The following is an 18,088-nucleotide window of genomic DNA, read 5'->3' on the forward strand; positions in this document are numbered from 1 at the left end:
CCGCCCCGCCCCGCGGGCCCCACCCCCAGCCCGCGCCCCCCCCCCCCCCGGGGGGCGGGGGCGCCCCCCCCATCTTTGAGCCGCGCCGGCGATTGAGGCGGAGCGGGGGCCGGGCCGCAGGACCCGCCCGCGGCGAAGCCGCTATCCGACACAGCGGGAAGGGGCGGGGTGGGGAACGGCTCCGGGCAGCGGTACAACCGCCGCCGTCCGCCTGCGGACCGCGTCCCGGGGGCCAGCCCCCGGACCCCGCGCCTCAAACGCCGGCGAGGCTGGAATGGCGGCCCGAGCCGGCCAGCAGGGCTGGATGTGCCGGGGAGGACGGGTTGAGGCCCGGGGCAGTGCCCGAAGCCCCGCCCGGGCCCGGGGCAGCCGGGTCGGGCAGGGGCTGCCGCCCCGGGCGGCTCGGGCAGGGGTGGACGGGGCGGGCCGTCAGGCGTGGTTGCCCCGCTTGGCGGCATGGTTCGCGCGGCCCACCGCGGACTTCATCCGCCAGTCCCGGCGGATCTCGGCCCGCAGCCGGGCATCCGTCTTGGCCACGATCCGCTGGTTCTCGCGGAGCAGCTTGCGGTAGCTGTCCAGGCGGCGCTGCGGCAGCGCCCCGGACTCCACCGCGTCCAGCACCGCACACCCCGGCTCCGCCTCATGGGCGCAGTCGTGGAACCGGCACTCCGCGGCGTACTCCTCGATCTCGGAGAAGACCTGCCCGACCCCGCTCTCGGCGTCCCAGAGGCCGACGCCGCGCAGTCCGGGGGTGTCGATGAGGACGCCGCCGCCCGGCAGGGCGAGCAGGTTGCGGGTGGTCGTGGTGTGGCGGCCCTTGCCGTCCACCTCGCGCGTGGCCTGCACGTCCATGACGTCCGCGCCGAGCAGCGCGTTCGCCAGCGTGGACTTTCCGGCGCCCGAGATGCCGAGCAGCACGCTCGTTCCGTCGGCGACGACCGCGGCGAGGACGTCGGTGCCCTCCCCGGTGAGGGAGGAGACGGTGAGGACCTGGACGCCCGGCGCCGCGGCCTCCACGTCCTGGACCAGGTACGACAGCGACACCGGGTCCGGTACGAGGTCGGCCTTGGTCAGGACGACCAGCGGCTGCGCCCCCGACTCCCAGGCGAGCGCGAGGAAGCGTTCGATGCGGCCGAGGTCCAGCTCGACGGCCAGCGAGACCGCGATGATCGCGTGGTCGACGTTGGCGGCGAGGATCTGCCCCTCGGAGCGCTGCGAGGAGGTGGAGCGCACGAAGGCGGTGCGGCGCGGCAGGTACGCCTTTACGTAGCGCGGGTTGCCGGTCGCCTCCACGGCCGCCCAGTCGCCGGTGCAGATGACGCGCAGCGGGTCGTGGGGGGTGACGAAGGCGGTGTCGGCGCGGACGATGCCGTCCGCGGTCATGACGTCGCACTGGCCGCGGTCCACGCGGACCACGCGGCCGGGCAGCAGGCCCTGTTCGGCGTACGGCGCGAACTCGGCCTCCCAGGCCGCGTCCCAGCCCAGGTCGGCGAGCGGGAACGAAGCGGCAGAGGAGGACAGAGGAGAGGAGAGAGACAAGGGGAACCCTTCGGAGGGTGGCCCCGGCAGTGGGCACGCGGTGGCGCGCGAAGTGGTGTGGGGTCAGCCGGAGACCACGGAAGCGACATTGATGGTCTTCTGGATGCGGGCAGCACCCTGCGCAGCGACAGTCATCAATGGACTCACCTCCTGGTCGTACAACGGTCTGACGGCTCCGCCCGGTTCGGTCCGGTTCGGTTCGGTCCGGCGGGCACGGAGATCACGTTAACAACCGCCTCCGGGGCCGCGCCAATTCTTTTTCGGCGCCTCCGTGTCCGATTCGTTCAAGACCGCTGCGGGGTCGGCTTCCTAGCCTGGCCGCATGACTCCTCGACTCGACATGATCGGCCTGGTCGTCTCCGACATGGCCGCCTCGCTCGCCTTCTACCGCCGCCTCGGCCTGGACGTCCCGGCCGACGCCGACGGGCAGCCGCACGTGGAGGCCGCCCTGCCGGGCGGGCTGCGGATCGCCTGGGACACGGAGGCGGTGGTCCGCTCCTTCGACCCGTCGTGGTCCGGGCCGGCCGGGGGCGGCGGCCGGCAGGAGCTCGCCTTCCTGTGCGACTCCCCCGCCGAGGTGGACGCGTTGTACGCGGAGTTGACGCAGGCCGGGTACGAGGGCCACCTGGAGCCCTGGGACGCCTTCTGGGGGCAGCGCTACGCGGTCGTGCTCGATCCGGACGGCTGCGGCGTGTCCCTGTTCGCCCCGGCCCAGCCCGCCGCGTAGGCGCCCGGCGTGGTCCCGGCCAGGGCCCGGACCTCGCGGGCGTAGTGGGCCTGGTCCGCGTACCCGGCCCGGTGGGCGACCTCGGCCGCCGCCAGTCCCTGCCGGGCCAGGGCCAGGGCGCGCTGCAGGCGCAGCACCCGGCCCAGCATCCGCGGCCCGTAGCCGAACGCGTCGAGCGAGCGCCGGTGCAGCTGCCGGGCCCCGAGCCCGACGTCCGCGGCGACGGCCGCCACGGAGTGCCCTGCACGCAGACCGGCCGCGACCCGGGCCGCGAGCGGGTCCCCGGGCCCGGTCTCGGCGGCGCGGGCGCGGGCCAGCCGCTCCAGGCCGGTGCGCGGGTCCCCGTACGCCCCGACCTGCTCGGCGAGGCGGCGTACGTGCGCGCCCGGCCACAACGCGGCCAGCTCCACCCGCCGGTCGAGGAGTTCGCAGGCCGGTACGCCGAGCAGCGCGGGCGCGGCTCCGGGGGCGAAGCGGATCCCGGCGAAGCCGGTGCCGGGCACCTCCCCGGCGGGGTGCGGGCCGGTGTCGGGGCCGGCGACGAGCAGCCGGCCGTCGATCCACAGCAGGTCCATGCAGCCGTCGGGCAGCACCACCGCGCCGGGGGCGTCGGCCCGCCACAGGACCGCCCCGGGGACCAGCGGGGACGGCCGCTCCTCGTACGTCACGGCATCACGGCTTCACGGCTTTCAGTGTTTGCGCAGTCGGGCGGTGTAGTCGTCGGGCGGCAGGAAGTTCGACCAGCGCTCCGGGAACTCCGACGGCATGCCGGCGTCCCCGTCCCCGTCCTCGTCGTCCTCGGACTCACCCTCCGCGAGCGCGCGCCAGGCGGCGGCGCGGGCGACGAGCTGCGCGGCCTCGGCCTCCCGGGCCCGCTCGTTGGCCTCGCGGGCGGCGGCGGTGGCCACGGACGGCCAGACCCGGTCGATCGCGGCGTTGACGGCCGCGCCGACGAGGACCGCGAAGGCGGAGACGCCGATCCACAGCAGCACCGCGACGGGGGCGGCGAGGGAGCCGTAGATGGTGGGGCCCTCGACGGTGCTGGTGAGGTAGATCCGCAGCAGGAACGAGCCGAGCACCCACATGGCGAGCGCCACCAGCGCGCCGGGGACGTCCTCGATCCACGGCGAGCGCACGGGCACGGACACGTGGTAGAGGGTGGTGAGGAAGACGATGGACAGCAGGGTGACCGTCGGCCAGTACAGCACGGCGATCACCTCCGTGCTCCACGGCAGCCACTGCACGACCGCGTCGGGCCCGGCCACCATCAGCGGCAGCACGATCGCGCCGATCACCAGGGCGACCACGTAGAGCAGGAAGGCCAGCAGCCGGGTCTTGACGATGCCGCGCTGGCCGTCGAGGCCGTACATGACGGTGATGGTGTCGATGAAGACGTTGACGGCGCGGGAGCCGGACCAGAGGGCGAAGGCGAAGCCGAGGGAGACCAGGTCGGGGCGGCCGCCGCGGGTCACGTCGTCCAGCATGGGCCTGGCGATCTCGTTGACGCCGCGGTCGGACAGGACGGTGCCGACGGCCCGCAGGATGTTCTCCTCGATGTGGGCGACGAAGGTCCCGCCGGTCCAGCCGTCGACGTAGCCGAGGAGGCCGAGCAGGCCGAGGAAGAGCGGCGGCAGCGACAGCAGGGTGAAGAACGCGGCCTCGGCGGCGAGGCCCAGGATCCGGTACTCGATGCACGAGTTCACGGTGTCCTTCAGCAGCAGCCAGCCCATTTTGCGCTTGGGGACGTTGCGGTAGAGGGCGCGGGCGCGGTGGAGGCGTCCTTGGCGCCTGTGCTCGTGGCGCGCGAGTCCCTGCCCGTGCCCGGGGGTCAGGTGCCCGTGGCCGGGCCCGGGGCCGGGTCCGTGTCCGTGGACCCGCTCGGGTGTTTCTTCTGCTGGCTGCACGTCCTTACGGTATCGGCATGGCAGCCACCACCCACACCGTCACCAATCAGCCTCCGCCCCTGGTGGGCCACGACGTCTACAGCGGCGACCGGGCGCTCACCGAGGGCGTGGAGCGCCACCTGGGTGCCCTCGCGCCCGAACTGCTCGGCGAGGTGCGCGAGGAGCTCGCCGTACTCGGGCGGGCCGCGGGCTCGGCGCAGGCCCAGGAGTGGGCCGCGCAGGCCGACGCGAACCCGCCGCGGCTGCGGACGCACGACCGGTACGGGAACCGGATCGACGAGGTGGAGTTCCACCCCGCGTGGCACCGGCTGCTGGGGCAGGCGGTGTCGGCCGGGCTGACCGACGCCTGGGGGCGGCCGGCGGGGCACCTGCGGCGGGCGGCCGGGTTCTTCGTGTGGTCGCAGGTCGAGGCGGGACACGGCTGCCCGGTGTCGATGACCCACGCGGCCGTGCCGGCGCTGCGGGCGGATCCGGAGCTGGCCGCGGTGTGGGAGCCCCGGCTGACCTCGCACGTGTACGTCCGGGGGCAGGAGCCGGCGGCGCGGAAGGCGGGGGTGCTGTTCGGCATGGCGATGACGGAGAAGCAGGGCGGCAGCGACGTACGGGCGAACACCACCGTGGCGCGTCCGCTGGGCGGGGCCGGGGGATCGAGCGGGGCCTGGGGCTCGGGCGGGGCGTACGGGCTGACGGGGCACAAGTGGTTCTGCTCGGCGCCGATGTCGGACGCCTTCCTGGTGCTGGCGCAGACGGAGGGCGGCGGGCGGGAGGGCCCGACCTGCTTCCTGGTGCCGCGGGTGCTGGAGGACGGCACGCGCAACGTGTTCGCGCTCCAGCGGCTGAAGGACAAGCTGGGCAACCGGTCGAACGCCTCGGCCGAGGTGGAGTTCGACGGGACGTGGGCGCTGCGGGTCGGGGAGGAGGGCCGCGGGCTGCGCACGATCATGGGGATGGTGGCGGCGACCCGGGTGGACTGCGTGCTCGGCTCGGCCGCGCTGATGCGGCAGGCGCTCACCCAGGCCCTGCACCACACGGAGCACCGCTCCGCTTTCGGAGCGGTGCTCATCGACCAGCCGCTGATGCGCAACGTCCTGGCCGACCTCGCGCTGGAATCGGAGGCGGCCACCACCCTCGCCCTGCGCCTCGCCGCCGCGTACGACGCCGGGACCGACGAGGAGCAGGCCTTCCTGCGCCTCGCCGTGCCCGTCGCGAAGTACTGGGTGACCAAACGCTGTACGCCGATGGTGGCAGAGGCCCTGGAGTGCCTGGGCGGCAACGGCTACGTCGAGGAGTCCGGGATGCCGCGCCTGCTGCGCGAGTCCCCGCTGAACTCGATCTGGGAGGGCTCCGGCAACGTCCAGGCCCTGGACGTGCTGCGCGCCCTGCAGCGTGAGCCGCAGGCCCTCAACGCCTTCTTGCAGGAGATCGGGCGGGCGCGGGGCGCCGACCACCGGCTGGACGCCGCGATCAAGGGCCTGCTGACGGAGCTGGCCGACCTGTCCGGGATCGAGGCCCGGGCCCGCCGGGTGGCGGAGCGCATGGCGCTGCTGCTGCAGGCGTCCCTGCTGGTGCGCTGGGCCCCGCCGGAGGTGGCGGACGCGTTCTGCGCCGCCCGCCTGGGCGGCGACCGCGGGGCGGCCTTCGGCACCCTGCCGCACACCCTGGACCTGGCGGCGCTGGTGGAACGGGCACGGATCACGGGCTAGGGGTGGTCCCCAAACCGCTCCGAGCCGGGATCCGGACCCGTCGACCGGTCAGGGGTGGCGCCGCGCCGACTCGGCACCACCCCTGCCCGAGAAAGCCCCGAGGAGGAGCTGTCACGCCGCTCGGCGGCGTCCGGACAGTTTCGGTCGGGCGGCCGTGACTTGGCGAGAGTTGCGTACCGTTGCAACCCTCTGGGTCGGAACCGTCCGCCGGGTGCGCCAGGGACAGCGGCACACCGGTGTGCCTGCCGGGACGGGACTCCCCGGCGCGGCTGCCGGGGCCCGCCGCGGTGCCCGCCGGGCCGGTTCCGTCGTACGTCCTGTTCCGCCTGTTCCGTACGGGGAGGTTCCGGTGGCCGACACCGCAGGCAGCATGGTCGACGTGGCGCGCCTCTCGGCCATGGACGCGCGGGAGGCCGCGCGGCTGCTCAAGGGGGTGCGCGCGGCCGCGCTGGCCGGGGACCGGCTGCCGGTGCTGCCGCGCCCGGAGATCGCCGAGTCCTGGCGGCGGATGCTGGCCGGCGGGGTGCACCCGGACCGGGACGCCCGCTCGCGGATGCTGTCGGCCGCCGAGACCGAGGAGCGGCGCCAGGAGTCGCCGCTGCGGGAGATCATGCCGGTGCTGCGCGAGGGGCTGCTGCCGACGCTGGACACGGCCCTGCACATCATGGTGGTCGCCGACGCGGAGGGGCGGCTGCTGTGGCGGGAGGGCGCGGCCCCGATCCTGCGGGCGGCGGACCGGCTGGGCTTCGGGGTGGGCGCGGACTGGGACGAGGCGGTGGTCGGCACCAACGGGGTGGGCACGGCGCTGGTGGCACGGCGGCCGGTCCAGGTGTTCTCGGCGGAGCACTTCGTCTCCAGCCACCACGAGTGGACGTGCGCGGGGGCGCCGCTGCACGACCCCCGGGACGGGCGGCTGCTGGGCGTGGTGGACGTCAGCGGGCCGCTGGCCACCATGCACCCGGCGACGCTGGCGTGGGTGAGCTCGGTGGCCCGGCTCGCGGAGCGGGAGCTGCGGGTGCGGCACCTGGAGTCGCTGGAGCGGCTGCGGGCGGTGGCCGCGCCGCTGCTGGCCCGGCTGCCGGGGCGGGCCCTGGCCGTGGACCCGCACGGCTGGACGGCGGCGGTGACCGGGCTGGCCCCGGCGGACCGGATCCCGCTGCCGAAGGGGTTCGGGCCGGGCCGGGTGTGGGTACCGCAGCTCGGGGCGTGCGTGGTGGAGCCGCTGCCCGGCGGCTGGCTGCTGCGCCTCGCGGAGGCGCCGGCGACCGCCGCGGCGGCGAGCCGGGTGGTGTTGGACCTGAGTCGGCCGCGCTCGTGGACGGCGACGGTGTACGGGGCGGCCGGGAGCTGGTCGCAGGAGCTGAGCCCGCGCCACGCGGAGCTGCTGTTCCTGCTGGCGGAGAGCCCGCGGGGGCGGTCGGCGGCGGAGCTGGCCGGGGAGCTGTTCGGGGACCCGACGCGGACGGTGACGGTACGGGCGGAGCTGTCGCGGGTGCGGCGCACCCTCGCGGGGGTGCTGGCGCACCGCCCGTACCGGTTCGCGGACGACGTGGAGGTGGAGCTGGTCCGGCCCGCGGACCCGGCCGGGCTGCTGCCGCACTCGGCGGCGCCGGCGGTGATCAGGGCCCGGCTGGGCCGTTCGGGGCCGGGCGTGATTCCCTGACCTGCATGAGCCTCATCACCCTCACCACGTGGTCCCTGGAGATGACCTCGCCGCAGGACCTGGTCCCGGCGGCCGTTCCGGGATCCGAGATCACCGTCCGGCGGGCGGAAGTCCCCTCGCCCGAGTTCAGCCGCTTCCTGTACGCCTCGGTGGGCGGGGACATCCACTGGACGGACCGGCTGTCGCTGAGCCGCGCGCAGTGGGTGGAGTACCTGGCCCGGCCGGGCGTGGAGACGTGGGTGGCGTACGACCGCGGCACGCCGGCCGGATACGTGGAGCTGGACCCGCAGGACGACGGTGTGGTCGAGATCATGTACTTCGGGCTGCTGCCGGACTTCCGCGGTCGCCGCATCGGCGGCCACCTGCTCACGGTCGGCACGGCCGCGGCCTGGTCCCTGGCGGAGCGCTGGGCGGAGCGCGAGCCGACGCGCCGGGTGTGGCTGCACACCTGCAGCCAGGACGGGCCGACGGCGATGGACAACTACCTGCGCCGCGGCTTCAAGGTGTTCAAGACCGAGACCGAGGAGAAGCAGGACACCCCCACCCCGGGCCCCTGGCCCGGCGCCTGACCCGGTGCCCGACGGCGCCCCGACCCGGCCGCGCCCGTCGCCGCCGGGTCGGACGGCCGCGCTCCGGCCGTACTCCGGCCGCGTAACCTAGATCACGCGTCCCATGATTCGGGACGATCTGGTCCACATCATGGACAGTAGTGGACTCCTCCAATCGAGCCATGACACGCTTCGGCCATGAATGGAGCTGGAACAGCCTTGGTGAGTCGGCGGCACGTCGACCTCGGCCGCATGTCCAGCGCCATCTGTCCGGCGAGCTGACGGAACCAGCCACCGCCGCACAGCGCACCGCACAGCGTCGTCGCGGATGCGCCGCACCCAGCCAGTCCCCTGAAGGCCGAGCACCGCCCTGACCACCGGCACAACCGGAAACAGGCGGCGCTCAGCCGCATCTGCTCAGCGTCAGCGAAGTCACAGGGGTCACGCCGCCGCCTCCCCCTGCCCCTGCCTTGAGCCGCCGAAGAAGGACGTACCGCCATGGCCGCCACCCCTGAAACACCCGCCGCAACGCGCCGCAAGACCGGCCGTCACCGCGGTGAGGGCCAGTGGGCCGTTGGACACCACACCCCCCTCAACGGCAACGAGCAGTTCAAGAAGGACGACGACGGTCTCAATGTGCGGACACGCATTGAGACGATCTACTCCAAGACCGGATTCGACTCCATCGACCCCAACGACCTGCGCGGCCGCATGCGCTGGTGGGGTCTGTACACCCAGCGCAAGCCCGGGATCGACGGCGGCAAGACCGCGATCCTGGAGCCGGAGGAGCTGGACGACAAGTACTTCATGCTGCGCGTCCGCATCGACGGCGGCCGGCTGACGACCGAGCAGCTCCGCGTGATCGGCGAGATCTCCGAGGAGTTCGCCCGCGGCACCGCCGACCTCACCGACCGCCAGAACGTGCAGTACCACTGGATCCGCATCGAGGACGTCCCGGAGATCTGGCGCCGTCTGGAGGCCGTCGGCCTGTCCACCACCGAGGCCTGCGGTGACACGCCCCGCGTCATCCTCGGCTCGCCCGTCGCCGGCATCGCCGAGGACGAGATCATCGACGGCACGCCCGCCATCGAGGAGATCCAGCGCCGCATCGTCGGCAACAAGGAATTCTCCAACCTGCCCCGCAAGTTCAAGTCCGCGGTCTCGGGCTCGCCGCTGCTCGACGTGGCGCACGAGATCAACGACATCGCCTTCGTCGGCGTGAACCACCCCGAGCGCGGGCCCGGCTTCGACGTCTGGGTCGGCGGCGGCCTGTCCACCAACCCCAAGCTGGGCGTCCGCCTGGGCACCTGGGTCTCCCTCGAGGAGGTCCCGGACGTCTACGAGGGCGTCATCTCGATCTTCCGCGACTACGGCTACCGCCGCCTGCGCACCCGCGCCCGGCTGAAGTTCCTCGTCGCCGACTGGGGCGCGGAGAAGTTCCGCCGGGTCCTGGAGGACGAGTACCTGGGGCGCAAGCTCACCGACGGCCCCGCGCCCGAGGAGCCGAGCGGGCAGTGGCGCGACCACGTGGGCGTCCACCGGCAGAAGGACGGCCGTTTCTACGTCGGCTTCGCGCCGCGCGTCGGCCGCGTCGACGGCGCCACCCTGACCAAGATCGCGGACATCGCCGAGAGCCACGGCTCCGGGCGCCTGCGCACCACCGCAGAGCAGAAGATGATCGTGCTCGACATCGAGGAGGCGCAGGTCGACTCGGTCGTGGCGGCCCTGGAGGCGCTGGACCTGCGGGTCAAGCCGTCCCCGTTCCGCCGCGGCACGATGGCCTGCACCGGCATCGAGTTCTGCAAGCTGGCCATCGTCGAGACCAAGGGGCGCGGCGCCTCGCTGATCGACGAGCTGGAGCGCCGCCTGCCGGACTTCGCCGAGCCGCTCACCATCAACATCAACGGCTGCCCGAACGCCTGCGCCCGTATCCAGGTGGCGGACATCGGTCTCAAGGGCCAGCTGGTCCTGGACGAGGACGGCAACCAGGTCGAGGGCTACCAGGTCCACCTGGGCGGCGCGCTCGGCCTGGAGGCCGGCTTCGGCCGCAAGGTCCGCGGCCTGAAGGTCACCTCGGCCGGGCTGCCGGACTACGTCGAGCGGGTCGTCACGCGCTTCGAGCAGGAGCGCGAGGACGGCGAGCGCTTCGCGGCCTGGGTGGCGCGGGCGAGCGACGAGAGCCTGTCGTGAGCGAGCGCGCAGCCCCGTTCCACTGCCCGTACTGCGGCGACGAGGACCTGTTCCCCGGGGAGCAGGGCCACGGCGCCTGGGAGTGCAGGTCGTGCAACCGGGCCTTCCAGCTGAAGTACCTGGGCCTGCTGGCCCGCGGCCTGCGGGCGGCGAACGGCACGGGCACGGACACCACGGCGACGGACAGCACGGGAACGGAAGAGATATGACGGCGACCCAGGAGTCACCCGCGGACGATCCCGCGGCGCGCGACCTGAGGGCGCTGGCCGAGCAGGCGGGCCGCGACCTCGAGGACGCCGACGCACTGGAGATCCTCCGCTGGGCGGTCGACACGTTCGGCGCGAAGTTCTGCGTCACCTCCTCCATGGAGGACGCCGTCGTCGCCCACCTGGCCTCCCGGGTCCGGCCCGGCGTGGACGTGGTCTTCCTCGACACGGGCTACCACTTCGAGGAGACCATCGGCACCCGCGACGCGGTCGACGCGGTGATGGACGTCAACGTCATCACCCTCACCCCGCGCCGGACCGTCGCCGAACAGGACGCCGAGTACGGCCCGAAGCTGCACGACCGCGACCCCGACCTGTGCTGCGCCCTGCGCAAGGTCAAGCCCCTCGAAGAGGGACTGACCGCGTACGAGGCGTGGGCGACGGGCCTGCGCCGCGACGAGTCCCCGACCCGGGCGAACACCCCGGTCGTCGGCTGGGACGAGAAGCGGCAGAAGGTCAAGGTCTCGCCGATCGCCCGCTGGACGCAGGACGACGTGGACGCGTACGTGCTGGAGCACGGCGTGCTCACCAACCCCCTGCTGACGGACGGCTACGCCTCGGTCGGCTGCGCCCCCTGCACCTGCCGCGTGGCGGAGGGCGAGGACGCACGGGCCGGCCGCTGGGCGGGCCGCGCCAAGACCGAGTGCGGACTGCACGGCTGATGTCCACCCCGCCTGCACGAACCACTGACACCACGGACACCACGAAAACCACGGAACTTACGGAGAAGCGGATGAGCGTGACCGGCCAGGGAGCCACCGTGTGGCTGACCGGTCTGCCCAGCGCGGGCAAGACCACCATCGCGTACGCGCTGGCCGAGCGGCTGCGCGCCGAGGGCCACCGGGTGGAGGTCCTCGACGGGGACGAGATCCGCGAGTTCCTCTCCGCCGGCCTGGGCTTCACCCGCGAGGACCGGCACACCAACGTCCAGCGGATCGGCTTCGTCGCCGAACTCCTCGCCAGCAACGGTGTGAAGGCCCTCGTCCCGGTGATCGCCCCGTTCGCCGACAGCCGCGAGGCCGTCGCGAAGCGGCACGCCGCAGCCGGGACGACCTACCTGGAAGTGCACGTCGCGACCCCGGTCGAGGTGTGCTCCGAGCGTGATGTGAAGGGCCTGTACGCCAAGCAGGCGGCGGGCGAGATCTCCGGTCTGACCGGTGTCGACGACCCGTACGAGGCCCCCGGGGCCCCGGACCTGCGGATCGAGTCGCACACGCAGACCGTGCAGGAGTCGGCCTCCGCCCTGCACGCCCTGCTCACCGAGAGGGGTCTGGCATGACCACCGCCGCGCACCTGCACACCGAGTCCGGCTCCGACGCGCCCTACGCGCTGTCGCACCTGGACGCCCTCGAGTCCGAGGCGGTGCACATCTTCCGCGAGGTGGCGGGCGAGTTCGAGAAGCCGGTGATCCTGTTCTCCGGCGGCAAGGACTCCATCGTCATGCTGCACCTGGCGCTCAAGGCCTTCGCCCCCGCGCCGGTGCCCTTCGCGCTGCTGCACGTCGACACGGGCCACAACTTCCCCGAGGTCATCGAGTACCGCGACCGCACGGTCGCCCGGCACGGCCTGCGCCTGCACGTGGCCTCCGTCCAGGAGTACATCGACGCCGGCAAGCTCCGCGAGCGCCCGGACGGCACCCGCAACCCGCTGCAGACCGTCCCGCTCACCGAGGCCATCCAGCAGCTGAAGTTCGACGCCGTCTTCGGCGGCGGCCGCCGCGACGAGGAGAAGGCACGCGCGAAGGAGCGCGTGTTCTCCCTGCGCGACGAGTTCTCCCAGTGGGACCCGCGCCGCCAGCGCCCCGAGCTGTGGCAGCTCTACAACGGCCGCCACGCGCCGGGCGAGCACGTCCGCGTCTTCCCGCTCTCCAACTGGACCGAGCTGGACGTGTGGCAGTACATCGCCCGCGAGGGCATCGAGCTGCCCGAGATCTACTTCGCCCACGAGCGGGACGTGTTCCGGCGGGGCGGCATGTGGCTGACGGCCGGCGAGTGGGGCGGCCCGAAGGACACCGAGACGGTGGAGAAGCGGCTGATCCGCTACCGCACCGTCGGCGACATGTCCTGCACCGGCGCCGTCGACTCCGATGCCACCGACCTCGATGCGGTGATCGCCGAGATCGCCGTCTCCCGCCTGACCGAGCGGGGCGCGACCCGCGCCGACGACAAGCTGTCCGAGGCCGCGATGGAAGACCGCAAGCGCGAAGGGTACTTCTAGCCATGACCAGCACCACCGAGCAGCTCAGCGCGACGACGCTGCTGCGCTTCGCCACCGCGGGCTCCGTCGACGACGGCAAGTCCACCCTGGTGGGCCGTCTGCTGCACGACTCGAAGTCGGTCCTGGAGGACCAGCTCGAGGCCGTGGAGCGGGTGTCGGCCGACCGCGGCCAGGACGCCCCGGACCTGGCGCTGCTGACCGACGGCCTGCGGGCCGAGCGGGAGCAGGGCATCACCATCGACGTGGCCTACCGCTACTTCGCCACCGCCCGCCGCCGGTTCATCCTCGCCGACACCCCCGGGCACGTGCAGTACACCCGCAACATGGTCACCGGCGCCTCCACCGCCGACCTGGCCGTGGTCCTCGTCGACGCCCGCAACGGCGTCATCGAGCAGACCCGGCGCCACGCCGCGGTCGCCGCGCTGCTGCGCGTCCCCCACGTGGTCCTCGCCGTCAACAAGATGGACCTCGTCGGCTACGAGGAGGCGGTCTTCGCGAAGATCGCCGAGGAGTTCACCTCCTACGCCTCGGAGCTGGGCGTGCCGGAGATCACCGCGATCCCGATCTCGGCGCTGGCCGGCGACAACGTGGTGGAGCCGTCCGCGAACATGGACTGGTACGGCGGGCCGACGGTGCTGGAGCACCTGGAGACCGTCCCGGTCAGCCACGACCTCACCGCCTGCCCGGCCCGTTTCCCGGTGCAGTACGTGATCCGGCCGCAGACCGCCGAGCACCCCGACTACCGCGGCTACGCGGGCCAGATCGCCTCCGGTGTGCTGCGGGTCGGCGAGCCGGTCACCGTGCTGCCGTCGGGCCGTACCTCGGTCATCGAGGGCATCGACGCGCTCGGCGAGCCGGTGGACATCGCGTGGGCGCCGCAGTCGGTGACGGTCCGGCTGAAGGACGACATCGACATCTCGCGCGGCGACCTGATCGCGCCGACCGCGAGCGCCCCGGCCACCACGCAGGACGTCGTCGCCACCGTCTGCCACGTCGCGGACCAGCCGCTGGCCGTGGGTGCGCGGGTGCTGCTGAAGCACACCACGCGCACGGTGAAGGCGATCGTCAAGGAGATCCCGTCCCGGCTGACGCTGGACGACCTCTCCCAGCACCCGAACCCCGGGCAGCTGGTGGCCAACGACATCGGCCGCGTGGTCGTCCGTACCGCCGAGCCCCTCGCGCTCGACGCGTACGCCGACTCGCGCCGCACCGGGTCCTTCCTGCTGATCGACCCGGCCGACGGAACCACCCTGGCGGCCGGCATGGCGGGCGAGTCCTTCGCCTCCAAGGCCGAGGCCGTACAGGCGGACGAAGAAGGGTGGGACTTCTAGATCATGACGACCGACATCTACACCACCTTCGCGAAGGAGGGCGGCCGCGTAGGCAGCGGCTCCCTCGGCAGCGGCCAGGGAGGGGTGGCGCGATGTGCGCGATGACGTACGCGCACTGCCTGCGCGCCCTCACCCCCCACGAGCTGTACCCGCCCCTGCACCACAGACGAAGACCTGCGCCGTAATCCCAACACGGCGCGTCGAGAGGAAGCCCTCCCGTGCCTGCCACCACCGGTACCACCGTCAAGACCCTGCGCCGCGGCATTGCCGCAGCCGCCGCCCTCCCCCTGCTGATCGGGGCCCTCGCCTCGTGCGGGTACGGCTCCCAGTCCGAGAAGACCGACGAGAAGAAGGCGCCCGTCGCCGCCGACGCCAAGAAGCTGTCGGCCTCCGAGGTGCGCATCGGCTACTTCCCGAACCTGACGCACGCCACCGCCCTGGTCGGTATCCAGGAAGGCCTGATCGCCAAGGAGCTGGGCGGCACCCAGATCAAGCCGCAGACCTTCAACGCCGGCCCGTCCGAGATCGAGGCCCTCAACGGCGGCTCCCTGGACATCGGCTTCATCGGCCCCTCGCCGTCCATCAACGGCTACGTGAAGTCCAAGGGCTCCAACCTGCGGATCATCTCCGGCTCCGCCTCCGGCGGCGTCAAGCTGGTCGTGAACCCGGACAAGATCAAGAGCCTGGACGACCTCAAGGGCAAGAAGATCGCCACCCCGCAGAAGGGGAACACCCAGGACGTCGCGTTCCTGAACTGGATCTCCGAGAAGGGCTGGTCGGTCGACCCCGAGTCCGGCAAGGGCGACGTCTCCGTCGTCCGCACCGACAACAAGGTCACCCCGGACGCCTTCAAGCAGGGCTCGATCGACGGGGCCTGGGTGCCCGAGCCGACGGCCTCCAAGCTCGTCGCCGACGGCGGCTCCGTCCTCCTCGACGAGACCTCCCTGTGGCCCGACAAGAAGTTCGTGATCACGAACGTCATCGTGTCGCAGAAGTTCCTCAAGGAGCACCCGGACGTCGTCGAGGCCGTGCTGCGCGGCACGGTGAAGACCAACGAGTGGATCAACGCCAACCAGGACAAGGCGAAGGCCTCCGCCAACGCGGCCCTGAAGGCGCTGAACGGCAAGGAACTCGAGCCGGCCGTCATCGACCCGGCCTGGAAGAGCATCCTCGTCACCGACGACCCGCTGGCCTCCACGCTGAAGACCGAGTCCGACTGGGCGGTCAAGGCCAAGCTCATCGAGCAGCCCGACCTCGCCGGCATCTACGACCTGTCGCTCCTGAACAAGGTGCTGAAGGCCGTCGGCAAGCCCGAGGTCGCCGACGCCGGTCTCGGCGCCAAGTAAGCCCGTAGTCCAGCAAACCCAGGAGGTGACGACCATGGCCACCACTCTCGCCAAGGCTGCCGAGGGCGCGGTAGCGGAGCCGACGCACGCCGCCCGCATCGAGCACGTCTCGAAGTCCTTCTCCGGCCCGGCCGGATCGCAGCTCGTCCTGGACGACATCAGCCTCGATGTCGCTCCCGGCGAGTTCGTCACCCTCCTGGGGGCATCGGGGTGCGGCAAGTCCACCCTGCTCAACCTGGTCGCGGGTCTGGACGAGCCGTCCGCGGGGTCCATCGAGACCCCCGGCGGCCGTCCGGCCCTGATGTTCCAGGAGCACGCCCTCTTCCCGTGGCTGACCGCGGGCAAGAACATCGAACTCGCCCTGCGCCTGCGCGGGGTGGCCAAGGCCGAGCGCAGGCCGGAGGCCGAGCGGCTGCTGGAGCTGGTCCGCCTCGGCGGCGCGTACGGCAAGCGCGTCCACGAGCTCTCCGGCGGCATGCGCCAGCGCGTCGCCCTGGCCCGCGCCCTGGCCCAGGACAGCCGCCTGCTGCTGATGGACGAGCCGTTCGCGGCCCTGGACGCCATCACCCGCGACGTCCTGCACGGCGAACTCACCCGCATCTGGGAAGAGACGGGGCTGTCGGTCCTGTTCGTCACCCACAACGTCCGCGAAGCCGTCCGCTTGGCCCAGCGCGTCGTCCTGCTCTCCTCCCGCCCCGGCCGGGTCGCGAAGGAATGGGCCGTGGACATCCCGCAGCCGCGCCGCATCGAGGACGCGGACGTCGCGGAGCTGTCCCTCGAGATCACTGAACACCTGCGTGGGGAGATCCGCCGCCATGGCCAGCACTGACACGACCCCCAAGCCGGCCAAGGCCGACGACCTCGCCGGCCTCGAAGCAGGCCTCGACGCCCTCGACGCCGTCCAGACGCACCGCACCCCCGTGCGCGAGGTCCTCACCAAGAAGGTCCTGCCGCCGTTCCTGGCCGTCAGCCTGGTGCTGGTGGTCTGGCAGGTCCTCGTCTCGGCGAAGGTCACCGCGGAGAACAAGCTGCCCCCGCTGTCCGCGGTCGGACACAGCCTCTCCGAGATGTGGCTCAAGGGCACCCTGCTGGAGGTCGTCTGGACCTCCGTCTCCCGCGGCCTGCTCGGCTTCCTCCTCGCCCTGGCCATCGGCACCCCGCTCGGACTGCTCGTGGCCCGCGTGAAGTTCGTACGCGCCGCGATCGGCCCGATCCTGCAGGGCCTGCAGTCCCTGCCCTCGGTGGCCTGGGTGCCGCCGGCCGTGCTCTGGTTCGGCCTGAACGACGCCATGATGTTCACCGTCATCCTGCTCGGCGCGGTCCCCTCCATCGCCAACGGCCTCGTCTCCGGCATCGACCAGGTCCCGCCGCTGTTCCTGCGGGCCGGCCGCACCCTCGGCGCCACCGGGCTGCGCGGCGCCCGGCACGTCGTGATGCCGGCCGCGCTGCCGGGGTACGTCGCCGGGCTCAAGCAGGGCTGGGCGTTCTCCTGGCGGTCCCTGATGGCCGCCGAGATCATCGCCTCCTCCCCCGACCTGGGCCTGGGCCTGGGCCAGCTCCTGGAGAACGGCCGCAACAACATCGACCTGCCCGGGGTGTTCCTCGCGATCATCCTGATCCTCGTCGTCGGCATCGCCATCGACCTGCTGATCTTCAGCCCCCTCGAGCGGTGGGTGCTGCGCAGCCGCGGCCTGCTGGTCAAGGGCTGATCCGACATGTCCACCGCCCCCGTCCTGCTCGTCATAGCCCACGGCAGCCGCGATCCGCGGCACGCGGCGACCGTGCACGCCCTCACCCGGCGGGCGCGGGCGCTGCGGGCCGGGCTGCGCGTGGAGACGGCGTTCCTGGACTTCAACGCCCCCCGGGTCGAGCAGGTGCTCGCCGCCCTGCACGGCGACGGCGTCCGCGACGTGGTCGCGCTGCCGCTGCTGCTGACCCGGGCCTTCCACGCGAAGGCGGACGTTCCGGCGGTGCTGTCGGAATCCACGGCCCGGCTGCCGGGCCTGTCGGTCCGCGTGGCCGACGTCCTCGGACCCTCGCCCCTGCTGACGGCCGCGCTGGAACGCCGGCTGGCGGAGGCGGGGCTCACCCCGGCGGACCGTGCGACGACCGGCGTCGTCCTCGCGGCCGCCGGATCCACCGACCCGGAGGCGATCGCAGTGATCGCTGAAATCGCGCGGGAGTGGCGGCACACCGGTTGGTGCGCCGTGCGGCCTGCGTTCGCCTCCGCCGCGCTTCCGTCCACGGAGGACGCCGTACGGGCCCTGCGGGCCGAGGGGGTCCGCCGGGTCGCGGTGGCCCCGTACGTCATCGCCCCCGGGCGGCTGCCGGACCGCATCGCCGCGGGCGCCGCTGCGGCCGGGGCCGACGTCCTGGCCGAAGTCCTGGGCCCGGCCCCGGAACTGGCCCGCCTCCTCCTGACCCGCTACGACGAGTCCCGCGCCACTGCCGTCCCGCTCGCCTTGACGGCGTAGCCGCCGCCCTGCCCGCTGCGCGGAGCCTGTCCCCTCCCCGCCCCTTCCCGCTGTGCCGGACATGCGGCTCCGCCGCGTGGCGGGCTCCGCCCGGCCCCTCCCCCAGCTACCGCTGGGGGTACCCCCAGCCTCAAACGCCGGCGGGGCTGAAATCAGCCCCGCCGGCGTTTGAGGCGCGGG

Annotated in this window: 18 protein-coding genes; 15 read left to right on the plus strand and 3 right to left on the minus strand. The window is 73.1% G+C overall.

Annotated features, from left to right (window positions below; all coding sequences use genetic code 11):
• Positions 1–429: 429 nt before the first annotated feature.
• Positions 430–1,539, minus strand: a complete 1,110-nt coding sequence (gene rsgA, locus ABZ924_RS34585; protein WP_361919005.1) for a ribosome small subunit-dependent GTPase A — start codon at positions 1,537–1,539, stop codon at positions 430–432.
• Between the two features lie 322 nt (positions 1,540–1,861).
• On the opposite strand from rsgA, the gene ABZ924_RS34590 reads away from it, so the two are divergent.
• Positions 1,862–2,266 carry a VOC family protein gene (locus tag ABZ924_RS34590; RefSeq protein ID WP_361919007.1) on the plus strand — a complete coding sequence of 135 codons (405 nt, stop codon included), beginning with the start codon at positions 1,862–1,864 and terminating at the stop codon, positions 2,264–2,266.
• Here the strand turns inward: ABZ924_RS34590 and ABZ924_RS34595 are convergent.
• Both ABZ924_RS34595 and ABZ924_RS34600 read right to left on the minus strand, forming a co-directional pair.
• Positions 2,197–2,934, minus strand: a complete 738-nt coding sequence (locus ABZ924_RS34595) for a helix-turn-helix transcriptional regulator (RefSeq protein ID WP_361919009.1) — start codon at positions 2,932–2,934, stop codon at positions 2,197–2,199. The genes ABZ924_RS34590 and ABZ924_RS34595 overlap by 70 nt on opposite strands.
• Positions 2,935–2,955: 21 nt before the next feature.
• A complete protein-coding gene (locus tag ABZ924_RS34600) occupies positions 2,956–4,098 on the minus strand; it encodes a YihY/virulence factor BrkB family protein (RefSeq protein ID WP_361919034.1) in 1,143 nt (380 codons plus the stop codon).
• An 89-nt stretch (positions 4,099–4,187) separates the two neighbouring features.
• Between ABZ924_RS34600 and ABZ924_RS34605 the strand changes: the two genes are divergently transcribed.
• From ABZ924_RS34605 to ABZ924_RS34670, 14 genes are all read left to right on the plus strand, one after another.
• Positions 4,188–5,873 (plus strand): acyl-CoA dehydrogenase family protein, encoded by a 1,686-nt coding sequence (locus tag ABZ924_RS34605; protein ID WP_361919011.1) that lies wholly within the window; start codon positions 4,188–4,190, stop codon positions 5,871–5,873.
• A 370-nt stretch (positions 5,874–6,243) separates the two neighbouring features.
• Positions 6,244–7,536: a GAF domain-containing protein gene (locus ABZ924_RS34610; RefSeq protein ID WP_361919035.1), complete on the plus strand. Its 1,293-nt coding sequence runs from the start codon at positions 6,244–6,246 to the stop codon at positions 7,534–7,536.
• A gap of 5 nt (positions 7,537–7,541) precedes the next feature.
• Positions 7,542–8,105, plus strand: coding sequence for a GNAT family N-acetyltransferase (locus ABZ924_RS34615; RefSeq protein ID WP_361919013.1), 564 nt, complete (start codon positions 7,542–7,544; stop codon positions 8,103–8,105).
• 177 nt (positions 8,106–8,282) lie between these two features.
• On the plus strand, positions 8,283–8,366 hold the full coding sequence (locus tag ABZ924_RS34620) for a putative leader peptide (protein ID WP_312845914.1): 84 nt from the start codon (positions 8,283–8,285) through the stop codon (positions 8,364–8,366).
• 216 nt (positions 8,367–8,582) lie between these two features.
• Positions 8,583–10,274: a nitrite/sulfite reductase gene (locus tag ABZ924_RS34625; protein WP_361919015.1), complete on the plus strand. Its 1,692-nt coding sequence runs from the start codon at positions 8,583–8,585 to the stop codon at positions 10,272–10,274.
• Positions 10,271–10,483 (plus strand): hypothetical protein, encoded by a 213-nt coding sequence (locus ABZ924_RS34630; protein WP_361919017.1) that lies wholly within the window; start codon positions 10,271–10,273, stop codon positions 10,481–10,483. Before ABZ924_RS34625 ends, ABZ924_RS34630 begins: the two co-directional genes overlap by 4 nt.
• Positions 10,480–11,202: a phosphoadenylyl-sulfate reductase gene (locus ABZ924_RS34635; protein WP_361919019.1), complete on the plus strand. Its 723-nt coding sequence runs from the start codon at positions 10,480–10,482 to the stop codon at positions 11,200–11,202. The genes ABZ924_RS34630 and ABZ924_RS34635 overlap by 4 nt, the downstream gene beginning before the upstream one ends.
• Complete coding sequence (gene cysC / locus ABZ924_RS34640; RefSeq protein WP_361919021.1) at positions 11,202–11,819, plus strand: adenylyl-sulfate kinase; 618 nt, start codon at positions 11,202–11,204, stop codon at positions 11,817–11,819. The genes ABZ924_RS34635 and cysC overlap by 1 nt, the downstream gene beginning before the upstream one ends.
• On the plus strand, positions 11,816–12,757 hold the full coding sequence (gene cysD / locus ABZ924_RS34645) for a sulfate adenylyltransferase subunit CysD (RefSeq protein WP_361919023.1): 942 nt from the start codon (positions 11,816–11,818) through the stop codon (positions 12,755–12,757). The genes cysC and cysD overlap by 4 nt, the downstream gene beginning before the upstream one ends.
• Positions 12,758–12,759: 2 nt before the next feature.
• Positions 12,760–14,088: a GTP-binding protein gene (locus tag ABZ924_RS34650; protein ID WP_361919025.1), complete on the plus strand. Its 1,329-nt coding sequence runs from the start codon at positions 12,760–12,762 to the stop codon at positions 14,086–14,088.
• Between the two features lie 218 nt (positions 14,089–14,306).
• Complete coding sequence (locus ABZ924_RS34655; protein WP_361919026.1) at positions 14,307–15,434, plus strand: aliphatic sulfonate ABC transporter substrate-binding protein; 1,128 nt, start codon at positions 14,307–14,309, stop codon at positions 15,432–15,434.
• 34 nt (positions 15,435–15,468) lie between these two features.
• The gene (locus ABZ924_RS34660; protein ID WP_361919028.1) at positions 15,469–16,263 is read left to right on the plus strand and encodes an ABC transporter ATP-binding protein; all 795 of its coding nucleotides are present in this window, start codon (positions 15,469–15,471) and stop codon (positions 16,261–16,263) included.
• The gene (locus tag ABZ924_RS34665) at positions 16,250–17,143 is read left to right on the plus strand and encodes an ABC transporter permease subunit (RefSeq protein ID WP_361919030.1); all 894 of its coding nucleotides are present in this window, start codon (positions 16,250–16,252) and stop codon (positions 17,141–17,143) included. The genes ABZ924_RS34660 and ABZ924_RS34665 overlap by 14 nt, the downstream gene beginning before the upstream one ends.
• A gap of 6 nt (positions 17,144–17,149) precedes the next feature.
• On the plus strand, positions 17,150–17,908 hold the full coding sequence (locus ABZ924_RS34670) for a sirohydrochlorin chelatase (RefSeq protein WP_361919032.1): 759 nt from the start codon (positions 17,150–17,152) through the stop codon (positions 17,906–17,908).
• Positions 17,909–18,088: the final 180 nt, after the last annotated feature.

Source organism: Streptomyces sp. NPDC046876, from assembly GCF_040645035.1.
Taxonomy (GTDB): domain Bacteria; phylum Actinomycetota; class Actinomycetes; order Streptomycetales; family Streptomycetaceae; genus Streptomyces.